This window comes from Actinocorallia lasiicapitis (assembly GCF_054778695.1).
Genome location: NZ_BAAGZI010000336.1, coordinates 1 through 6,589, shown reverse-complemented (window position 1 = coordinate 6,589; position 6,589 = coordinate 1). Strand labels below are relative to the sequence as shown.

Sequence of the window (6,589 nt, the reverse complement as noted above, 5' to 3'; positions counted from 1 at the left end):
GGCGGCCTCCTCGCCGATCTCGACCGCGAGCTCGGGACCGATCTCGAGCAGGACGTCCATCACCACGTCGGCGACGACGTCCACGACCGAGTCGAGCGCCACGTTGGTCGCCGCCTGCGCCAGCGAGGTGCGCACCGCCCGCTCGGTGAGGCCCACCCAGGTCGAGGTGGTCGCCCTGGTCAGGGGGTTGCGGACGGCGAAGCGGCGGGCGGCCCGCGACAGCGGGTGGTTGGCGGCCTGTCCTGCGACGCCCAGCGCCGTCGCGGTGACGCCGAGCGCGGTGGAGGTGAGCACGTTGGCCTCGGCCGCGGTGACGATGTCGGCGACGGCCCGTTCGGCCAGCGAGGTCGCGATCCGCTGGGCCGCGATCTGCGTGGCCTGCTCGACCGGGCCCTTCACCGCCGGCAGTTCCAGCGCCCATTCCAGGCCGATCCGGGCGGCGCCGACCACCCCGTCCCTGGCCAGGCCGCGCACGGGTGCGGCGATGGCCAGGCCGAGATCGACCATGTCGGTCACCTCGTCGCGCACTCCGGACGTGTCCACGGGGTCACGGTAACCAGTGGGCGGGCGGCCGCCATAGTGTCCAGGGGCAGTCTTCGCGTCACGGGGCCGTGAGGCCGGTCACCCGATCGTCTATCGGTGGGATTATCTGCCAGCGGACCTTTTGGTACCGTGGAGGTATGCCGAACGTCCAGTCGCCGGTCACCGACCTGACCTTCCTGCTCATGCACGCGGCTCACGTGCTCAACACCGAGCTCACCGCCGCCCTGGAGCAGCTCGGGCTGATGCCGCGCGGCCTGTGCGTGCTGCAGGTCGCCCAGGACGGCGAGCTGACCCAGATCCAGCTCGCCGAGCGCTGCGACCTCGACAAGACGACCATGGTCGTCACCCTGGACGACCTGGAGCGGCGCGGCCTCGCCGAACGCCATCCCTCCCCCACCGACCGGCGGGCCCGGATCGTCAAGGTCACCGACGCCGGCCGCGCGATGGTCGTGCGCGGCGAGCGGATCGTCACCGACATCCATGACGAGGTGCTGGACACGCTGCCCGCCGAGGAGCGCGAGGCGTTCCTGTCGGCGCTGCGGCGGCTGTCGAAGGGGCGGCTGGCCAGCACGGCGTCCTGCGAGAAGACGGTACGGCGCAGGAACGCCCGCTGACCCTCCCCGAATTCATCTATAAATAGATCGTCTCCCTCTAGATAATCTGCTAAGGTCCGTCCTATGACGGATCCTTTCAAGCACGCCCCCGAACCCCCCGCACCGGCCTCCGGAGACCGGTCCCGATGGCTGGCCCTGATCGTGCTGTGCACCGGGATGCTCATGATCATCCTTGACGCGACGATCGTGAACGTCGCGCTCCCGGCGATCCAGAACGACCTCGACTTCACCCAGGCGGGGCTCGCCTGGGTGGTCAACGCCTACCTGATCAGCTTCGGCGGTCTGCTGCTCCTGGCCGGCCGGATGGGCGACCTGGTCGGCGGAAAACGAGTCTTCCTCACGGGTCTGACAGTTTTCACGGTCGCGTCGCTGCTGTGCGGTCTGGCCACCGAGCAGTGGATGCTGATCGCCGCCCGGTTCCTGCAGGGCGCGGGCGGTGCGCTGACCTCGGCCGTCAGCCTCGGCATGATCTTCACACTGTTCACCGAGCCGGGTGAGCGCGCCCGGGCGCTCGGCATCTTCAGTTTCGTGGCCTCCGGTGGCGCGTCCATCGGCGTGTTCGCGGGCGGAGTGCTCACCGAGACCCTGAGCTGGCACTGGATCTTCTTCGTGAACATCCCGATCGGCGCGGCCGTGATGGTCCCCGCGATCCGGGTGCTCAGCTCCTCGCGCGGGCTCGGCCTGCGGACCGGCGCGGACGTGCCGGGCGCCGTCCTGGTGACCTCCTCGCTGATGCTCGGTGTGTTCACCATCGTCAAGGCCGCCGACTACGGCTGGGGCTCGGCCCGCACGCTGGTGCTCGGCGCGGTCTCGATCGTGCTGCTGGTGCTGTTCGTGGCCCGTCAGGCCACCGCCCGCACCCCGCTGCTGCCGCTGCGCCTGTTCCGCTCCAAACTGCTGTCCGGCGCCAACGCGACCATGTTCTTCATGGTCGCTCCGATGTTCGGTTTTCAGTTCTTCGTCGCGTTGTATCTGCAGCGGGTGCTCGGGTTCAGCGAGTTCGAGACCGGCGCGGGCTTCCTGCCCATCACCGTGATGATCGGCGCGTTCTCGCTGTCGTTCGCGGCGAAGCTGGCCGCGCGGTTCGGCCACTACCCGGTGATCGTCTCCGGGCTCGCGCTGGTGGCCGTCGGCAACGCCCTGTTCCTGCGGGTGCCGGTCGGCGGGTCGTTCCTCGTGGACGTCATGCCCTCGATGGTCCTCATGGGCGCCGGGCTCGGCGTGGTCTTCCCCAACATCGCCGGGCTGGCGATGGCGGGCGCGCGTCCCGAGGACACGGGGGCGGCGTCCGGCCTGCTCAACACCGTCCAGCAGGTCGGCGGGGCGCTCGGACTGGCGTCGCTGGCCTCGCTGGCGGCCACCAGGACCGCGGACCTGACCGCGTCGCGGCACACGGTGAACGAGTCGCTGGTCGGCGGGTTCCATCTGGCGTTCGCGATCTCCACCGGGCTCGCGGTGGCCGGTCTGCTCGTCGCCGTGTTCACGCTGCGCGGTTCCGGTCAGGGCGCGGGCGCGAGCGAGGAGCCGAAGGTCCTCGTCCACTAGCGTGACGGGATGAGCAATCTCGAGACCGACCCGTCCGTGACGGTGTGCGGCGGCACCGCAGAGGTGTCCGCCGCGCCCGTGCGGGAGCTGCTTCCCGCCAAGGAGGTGCTGCTCGGGCGGAGCCCCGTGCGGCGGCTCCTGCCCACGCTGGGCCGGCGGATGGTCGGGGCCTGGTGCTTCCTCGACCACTACGGGCCCGATGACGTCGCCGACGAGCCCGGGATGCAGGTCGCGCCGCACCCGCACACGGGGCTGCAGACCGTCAGCTGGCTGCACGCCGGCGACGTGCTGCACCGCGACAGCCTCGGCAGCCTCGCCACGGTGCGTCCCGGCGAGCTGGGACTGATGACGGCCGGGCGCGGGATCGCGCACTCCGAGGAGTCGCCCGTCCCCCACCAGCGGTTCCTGCACGGGGCGCAGCTCTGGGTGGCGCTCCCCGACGAGCACCGGCACACCGCCCCGGCCTTCGCCCACCACACCGAGCTGCCCGTGGTCACCGCGCCGGGCGTGCGCGCGACGGTGTTCCTGGGCGAACTGGACGGCGCGGTCTCCCCCGGCCGGGTGTTCACACCGCTGACCGGCGCGGACGTCGCGGTCGCGGCGGGCACGCGCACGGCGCTCCCGCTGGAGGCCGACTTCGAGTACGCGGTCCTGGCGATGTCGGGGGACGTCCGGGTGGACGGCGCCGAAGCCCCGATCGGGCGGCTGGTCTATCTGGGCTGCGGCCGGGACGCGCTGCCCGTCGAGGCGGGGACGGACGCCCGGCTGATCCTCATCGGCGGGGTGCCGTTCGAGGAGAAGATCGTCATGTGGTGGAACTTCGTGGCCCGCACCGGAGCGGAGATCGCCGAGGCGCGCCGAGGCTGGAACGCCGCCGAGGAGCTGTTCGGCGAGGTTCACGGCTACGACGGCGCCCGGATCGAGGCGCCCGCGCTCCCCGATCTGCCGCTCAAGGCCAGGGGCCGCGAACGCTGACCGCCGCGATGGCCGGATCTTGGTGTTCGGCCGGGTCTTCCTTCGCCCGGGCCCGGGCAGGGCTCTCCGTATGGATCCCGCGCACACCGGCCCAGGCGAGGACGGCTACTCGCCCGGCCGCTCCCCCGGCTACGACCGGGACCGCGACGCCTCCGACGAGTACGTCGAGGACGAGGAGGCGCTGCTGTCGCCCGAGCCCGAGCCGGACGCCCCGTAGACAGCTCCTCGGTGTGGCTCAGCCGTCGTAGCGGCGGCGCAGTTCCTCCCATTCGGGGGGCGGCCCCGGCAGGTCGGCGGTGGTCGGCGGGGTGTGCAGCGACTGGAGCAGCAGGTGCAGATAGCGGCGGCGGAGCCCGCCGGTCCGGTCGGCGTCGGCCACGGTGACGGTCTGGAGCTGCTCGAAGATCAGCGAGAGGTCGGCGACGTTGACGTCGCCGCGCAGCACCCCGGCCTCCTGGCTCCGCTCGACGATCCGCTGGGTCAGCAGATACGCCTGGTAGCCGGCCTGGTTCAGTTCCTCGGTGGCGGTGAAGGCGCCGGCCAGCCGGCGGGTCAGCGACGCGGCGCCGCCGTCGACGCAGCGCTCCATGAACCCGGCGAACGACGCCCACGGATCGTCCTGGTCGGCCAGCGCGGCCTCGGCCTCGCCGATGTACCGGTGCAGCCCGTCGAGCGCGAGCTTCTGCAGCAGCTCGTCCTTGCTCTTGTACCGCCGGTACAGCGCGCTGATCCCGACGCCCGCGTGCTCGGCGACGGCGGCGATCGGCGCCCCGGGATCGGCCAGGAAGACACTGCGAGCCGACTCCAGAATCACCTGGTCATTACGCGCCGCTTCGGCCTTACGACCACTGAGCCCGGTCATCGCACACCCTCCCACACTGGAACGAACCATTCCGTTCTAGAATACTGGAACAGAACACAACGTTCCGCAAGCCGCCGTGCGGGTTCAGCGCGGGGTCAGTCCCACCAGAAGGACCAGGCGTTGCGGCCGGCGATCTCCTTCGCGTACGCCTCGAGGGTGCCGGCGCCCTGGGTGATGGTGTCGGGGCAGAACGCCCAGTGTTCGGCGGCGACGTGCAGGGCGTGCTCGTGGCTGCGCGGCGGCGCGGCCACGCTGAACTCCAGCGTGTTGAAGCCGACGCGGACCAGGCGGACCCCGAACCGCTCCTCCCAGCTCCGCACCACGGAGGCGAGCGGCGCGGTCCACTGGTTGTGGTTGAGCGCGCCCTGCCAGCCCATGACGGCCAGCGCGTCGGCGCTGCGCCGGGCGGCGACCAGCCCGAGCAGCGTGGTGGAGCCGTCGGCGAGCTCCCGGGCGTACCAGTCGGCGACGACGTTGGGCGCGGCCATCTGCTCGCCGCGCGGCGCGAGGCCCGGGCAGTACTTGCCGAACGGGGTGAGGTCCTCGAAGTCGTCGCCGTACCGCAGCCGCGGCTCGATCATGTCGGCCCACACCTCGGCCATGAACATGGCCGGGTCGTAGACCGTGATCTCCGTTTCGGGTTCGGGCGCGACCTGCCCCGCCGACCACGGCTGCGCGGACTCGTCCAGCAGCAGCGGCCACAGCCCCGAGTAGGGGTGTTCGGCCTGGAGTTTCGACCAGAGCTCGCCGCTGACACCCTCGTCGCTCAGCCAGAACGCCGGCCGGGTGATGACATGGTCGCGCCGGTACTCCCGGTCGGGCCAGACCACGGCCCCTTCGGGCAGCGCGACATTAAGGGTGCGGCCGGCCCCGCCGTCAGCGAAAAGCCGATACACCCCGGCCGGCAACGCCCTGCCGCGCCGGTGATCGTCCATGACCTCGACCACTCCGAGCTCCGCGAATTTGACCCATCCTATGCAGGATCCTGGCGCATTGATCAATGTTAGTGCCACCCGGGCGCCGGATGCGGCGGGTCCGCGACTTCTCATGGGACGATCAGGGGCGTGACGGCCGAAGTGAGAACCCTGACCGAACTGCCGGGACGCCGGGTCCTGACCAAAGAGATCTGGCTGGTGTTCGGGGTCTCGCTGGGCATGTCGGGGCTGTCGGCGTTCATCTCGTTCGTCGGCTCGGTGACCGCGTCGAAGGCGCTGAACGACCAGACGGCGTCGCTGGTCACCGACGCCGTGCCGGGCCGTCCGTGGCTCGGTCTGGCCTGGCAGCTCTTCTACGTGTTCAACGCGGTCGTGCCGGTGGCGCTGGTCGCGTACTTCCTGGGCCGGAGCGGCGAACCGATCCGCAGAACCCTCGGCGTGTCGTGGTGGCCGAGCGGCCGTGACTGGCTGCGCGGCGCGGCCGTCGCGGCGTTCATCGGCGGTTCCGGGCTGGTGCTGTATCTGGCGGCCCGGAACTTCGGGGCGAATCTGACGGTCGTGCCGTCGGCGCTCGGCGACGTGTGGTGGCGGCTGCCGGTGCTGGTCCTGTCGGCGTGGCAGAACGCTGTCGTCGAGGAGATCATCGTCCTGGGGTATCTGCTGCACCGGCTCGACCAACTCGGCTGGGCGGCGTGGAAGGCCGATCTGACCAGCGCGGCCGTGCGCGGCAGCTACCACCTCTACCAGGGGCTCGGCGGGTTCTTCGGCAATCTGGTGATGGGGTTGATCTTCGCCAGGCTGTACCGGCGGTGGGGCCGCGCGATGCCGCTGCTGGTCGCGCACGGGCTGATCGACACGGTCGCGTTCGTCGGGTGGGTGGCGCTCGCCGGGAAGGTCTCCTGGCTGCCCGGAAGCTGACGGGCGGCACGCGAAGGGCGCCGAAAAGGGTTTGCGCGGCGGCGGTCCGCCGCTGGACGATCCGCTGCCATGACCTCGGTGATCCTGGGCGGAATGCTCGCCGGTTTCGGAGTGGCCGTGCCGGTCGGCGCGATCGGCGTGCTGATCGTCACGCTGACCGCGCGGACGGGCCTGCGGGTGGGCGCCGCGGCCGCCGC

The 6,589-nt window shown here is 71.3% G+C and carries 8 protein-coding genes; 5 read left to right on the top strand and 3 right to left on the bottom strand.

Going from position 1 to position 6,589, the window contains the following annotated elements; genetic code table 11:
* On the bottom strand, nucleotides 1-543 hold a 543-nt coding region (locus ACYVE7_RS26725; protein WP_460368323.1), incomplete at its 3' end, for a hypothetical protein.
* Nucleotides 544-680: 137 nt separating this feature from the next.
* On the opposite strand from ACYVE7_RS26725, the gene ACYVE7_RS26720 reads away from it, so the two are divergent.
* The 4 genes from ACYVE7_RS26720 to ACYVE7_RS26705 all read left to right on the top strand — a co-directional run bounded on the left by ACYVE7_RS26720 (nucleotide 681) and on the right by ACYVE7_RS26705 (nucleotide 3,894).
* Entirely contained in the window at nucleotides 681-1,157 is a 477-nt protein-coding gene (locus ACYVE7_RS26720) for a MarR family winged helix-turn-helix transcriptional regulator (protein ID WP_460368321.1), read from the top strand.
* A gap of 63 nt (nucleotides 1,158-1,220) precedes the next feature.
* The gene (locus ACYVE7_RS26715) at nucleotides 1,221-2,702 is read left to right on the top strand and encodes an MFS transporter (protein WP_460368319.1); all 1,482 of its coding nucleotides are present in this window, start codon (nucleotides 1,221-1,223) and stop codon (nucleotides 2,700-2,702) included.
* Nucleotides 2,703-2,711: 9 nt separating this feature from the next.
* Nucleotides 2,712-3,677: a pirin family protein gene (locus ACYVE7_RS26710; protein WP_460368317.1), complete on the top strand. Its 966-nt coding sequence runs from the start codon at nucleotides 2,712-2,714 to the stop codon at nucleotides 3,675-3,677.
* Between the two features lie 70 nt (nucleotides 3,678-3,747).
* Nucleotides 3,748-3,894 carry a hypothetical protein gene (locus tag ACYVE7_RS26705; RefSeq protein ID WP_460368315.1) on the top strand — a complete coding sequence of 49 codons (147 nt, stop codon included), beginning with the start codon at nucleotides 3,748-3,750 and terminating at the stop codon, nucleotides 3,892-3,894.
* A gap of 18 nt (nucleotides 3,895-3,912) precedes the next feature.
* Here ACYVE7_RS26705 and ACYVE7_RS26700 read toward each other — a convergent pair whose 3' ends face one another.
* Together ACYVE7_RS26700 and ACYVE7_RS26695 are read right to left on the bottom strand one after the other, a co-directional pair.
* Complete coding sequence (locus ACYVE7_RS26700) at nucleotides 3,913-4,539, bottom strand: TetR/AcrR family transcriptional regulator (protein ID WP_460368313.1); 627 nt, start codon at nucleotides 4,537-4,539, stop codon at nucleotides 3,913-3,915.
* A 95-nt stretch (nucleotides 4,540-4,634) separates the two neighbouring features.
* On the bottom strand, nucleotides 4,635-5,486 hold the full coding sequence (locus ACYVE7_RS26695; RefSeq protein ID WP_460368311.1) for a DUF4253 domain-containing protein: 852 nt from the start codon (nucleotides 5,484-5,486) through the stop codon (nucleotides 4,635-4,637).
* Nucleotides 5,487-5,603: 117 nt separating this feature from the next.
* Here ACYVE7_RS26695 and ACYVE7_RS26690 point away from each other — a divergent pair, with 117 nt between their 5' ends.
* On the top strand, nucleotides 5,604-6,392 hold the full coding sequence (locus ACYVE7_RS26690; protein ID WP_460368309.1) for a CPBP family intramembrane glutamic endopeptidase: 789 nt from the start codon (nucleotides 5,604-5,606) through the stop codon (nucleotides 6,390-6,392).
* Nucleotides 6,393-6,589: the final 197 nt, after the last annotated feature.